Source organism: Carboxylicivirga marina (assembly GCF_016612505.1).
GTDB lineage: Bacteria > Bacteroidota > Bacteroidia > Bacteroidales > Marinilabiliaceae > Carboxylicivirga > Carboxylicivirga marina.
The window spans coordinates 1-950 of record NZ_JAENRR010000156.1; the positions used below are offsets into that span (position 1 = coordinate 1).

The following is a 950-nucleotide window of genomic DNA, read 5'->3' on the forward strand; positions in this document are numbered from 1 at the left end:
AATGGTGTTGGTCTGGAAGTATTGGGAGGTAGTAACTACACGGTTAAGAATAATATTTTTGCCAATAATGGTGGAGGTTATGCTTCTGTATTTAAAGAAACTTTGAACGGTGTTTATGATTACAATAATTATTACAGCACTAAACAAAAACTGGTGCGTATAGGAGGTATTGACTATACCGACATTAATAGTTTTCAAACAGCCATTGGGCAAGAAGCCAATAGTCTGGCAAAAAATCCATTCTACACATCCGACTCCTTGCTTCAAGCCAATCAGGTATTGTTAAATGATGCAGCACAATCCGGTACCGGCATTACAACAGATATTGATTTAACTACACGGGAAACAACACCTGACTTTGGGGCAATGGAATATACGCCCTGCGCACAAGATGCCGGGGTCAATGAATTTGTTGGACTGGTTAATCCTTTATCTGTTGGCAGTCAGACTATAAAAGTTGAGTTGCAAAATCAGGGGACGAATCCCCTGAGCAGTGTCATTATCCATTGGGAAGTTAATGGTGTGGCCCAAGAATCCTTTAGTTGGTCAGGTTCTTTAGCCTACAAAGCCAATGAATTGGTGAGTGTTGGTACCTATACATTTGCAGGGGGAGAAAGTTACAAGTTAAAAGCCTGGACAGAGAGTCCCAATGGTGGATTGGATTGCAATCAGTATAACGATACAACCAAGGCCTTTGATTTGGCTACGCCCATGTGCGGAATTTATACCATTGGGGGAGCTGAGCCTGACTTTACCAACTTTACAGATGCCGCTATTGCTTTAAATAACGCGGGTATTACCTGCCCTGTCATCTTTGAAGTACGCGATGGTGTTTACGACGAGCAGATTAAGCTCTATGAAATAAAAGGCAGCAGCGAGGTCAATACGATTACTTTCCGGGGTGAAAGCAGGGACAGTAGTTTGGTTCAATTGCATTACAGCACCAGTAA

General features: G+C 42.2%; 1 protein-coding gene. It reads left to right on the forward strand.

What is annotated here, in order from left to right:
- Positions 1-950: hypothetical protein (locus JIV24_RS22185; protein ID WP_200467275.1), on the forward strand; the 950-nt coding region annotated here is incomplete at both ends.